Origin of the sequence: Huaxiibacter chinensis (genome assembly GCF_022171985.1) — a bacterium.
Taxonomy (GTDB): Bacteria; Pseudomonadota; Gammaproteobacteria; order Enterobacterales; family Enterobacteriaceae; genus Enterobacter; species Enterobacter chinensis_A.
Genome location: NZ_JAJVHF010000046.1, coordinates 1 through 1,874, shown reverse-complemented (window position 1 = coordinate 1,874; position 1,874 = coordinate 1). Strand labels below are relative to the sequence as shown.

At 45.8% G+C, this 1,874-nt stretch carries 1 protein-coding gene and 1 pseudogene; both read right to left on the bottom strand.

Translation table 11 applies throughout. The features are described 5' to 3' along the window. Positions 1 to 223 precede the first annotated feature (223 nt). A complete protein-coding gene (gene nhaA / locus LZP96_RS23810) occupies positions 224 to 1,375 on the bottom strand; it encodes a Na+/H+ antiporter NhaA (protein WP_001000602.1) in 1,152 nt (383 codons plus the stop codon). Positions 1,376 to 1,535: 160 nt separating this feature from the next. Further along, positions 1,536 to 1,778 (bottom strand): annotated as a pseudogene (locus LZP96_RS23805) (IS3 family transposase); the annotation flags it as partial. Positions 1,779 to 1,874: the final 96 nt, after the last annotated feature.

The following is a 1,874-nucleotide window of genomic DNA, read 5'->3' as shown; positions in this document are numbered from 1 at the left end:
GCTGAAAATGCCGGCCTTTGAATGGGTTCATGTGCAGCTCCATCAGCAAAAGGGGATGATAAGTTTATCACCACCGACTATTTGCAACAGTGCCAAAAATACCCTCAGCAATTAGTGTACTGAGGGTATTGTTAACCATCCGTAGGATCGTTCAACTGATCAATGCCTTAACTGATCGGTGTTATCCCGATTGGGAGGCTTTACAAAATAGCTCATTTTTATCTTACGCTTGCGCTTTCTTAGGCAAAGAAAAGTGCAGTAAGGCATAGCCAAGTAATGCTGCTGTCGTAGAACCCATTAAGATACCGAGTCGAGCATAGGTATCAAATTCAGGACTTACATTTCCGAACGCTAAAGAGGAAATGAAGATAGACATTGTAAAGCCAATACCACACAACACAGATACCGCAAAGATATGCTTGAAGTTAACGCCTTCAGGTAACTTAGCAACGCCCATTTTTACCGCTGCCCAGCTAAAGGTAAAGATACCTAGAGGCTTACCAACCAGTAGACCCAAAGCAATACCGAGTGGCAGCATTGAAGTTAGACCTGACATCGATACGCCTTCTAACGAAATCCCCGCATTGGCAAATGCGAATAGAGGCAGAATACCAAATGCCACGTATGGGTGAAGCGCGTGCTCCATATGTTTAAGTGGAGAATGTTCGCCCTGCTTTCCCTTTAGTGGGATAGCAAAACCAATCACTACACCTGCCAATGTTGCGTGAACACCAGATTTAAGCACCGCGAACCATAAGATCGCACCGACGATCATGTATGGCGTAAGTTTTGTTACTTCCTTCGCATTCAACATGAATAGGACACCAGTCATGATGAAGCCAACAAGCAACGCCATGGTCGACAGGTCACCGGTGTAAAATAGCGCGATAATAACAACTACACCTAAATCATCGATGATAGCAACCGCCAGCAAGAACACTTTTAGGCTTACTGGTACACGCTTACCTAATAACGCCATGATACCTAAAGCAAAAGCGATATCTGTCGCCGCTGGAATTGCCCAACCAGAAATCGCCTCAGGATCGTTGGCATTAAAGGCTACGTAAATAAGAGCAGGAGTTAATATACCGCCAACCGCTGCAATCGCAGGGAAAATTGCGGTTTCTTTTGATTTTAACGCACCTTCAAGCAGCTCTCGCTTAACTTCAAGGCCAATGAGTAAGAAGAAAACAGCCATTAGGCCGTCATTAATCCAGTGAGAAACTGACATACCAAATACATAAGTATGCAGTACAGATTGATAAGTTTCGCCCAGCGGTGAGTTAGCAATGGTCATCGCAATTGCCGCGGCAATCACGAGAAGAATACCACCAGCTGATTCCATTTTGAAAAAGTCACGAATGACATCGTTCATGGTTTCGTCCTTATATTTATTATCTTAATAAACGATTAACAAAGAATGATAAGAGTGTATAGCGGTCGAAAACTTTAGAATAATTGAATCGCCACGGATAATCTAGACACTTCCGAGCCGTTGATTGGACTGACCCCACGCCCGTAGACAAATTCTGTCCTCACGACGAGGCCTGTTCGAAGGCCTCCGGACTGACGCCGCCGAGGTGACTGTGGCGCCGGGCCCGGTTGTAGAACACTTCAATGTAATCGAAGATATCCGCCCGGGCTAGATCCCGGGTTTTGTATATTCTCTTCCTGATGCGCTCTTTTTTCAGTGAACTGAAGAACGATTCGGCCACCGCATTATCCCAGCAGTTGCCACGCCGGCTCATGCTCGGGACCAGGTTATTAGCCCGGCAGAAGGGTGATGCTGCCAACTTACTGATTTAGTGTATGATGGTGTTTTTGAGGTGCTCCAGTGGCTTCTGTTTCTATCAGCTGTCCCTCCTGTTCAGCTA

What these genes read in the sequence shown, in the direction of transcription:
- nhaA (WP_001000602.1), bottom strand. Translation starts at nt 1,375, where the DNA reads ATGAACGATGTCATTCGTGACTTTTTCAAAATGGAATCAGCTGGTGGT.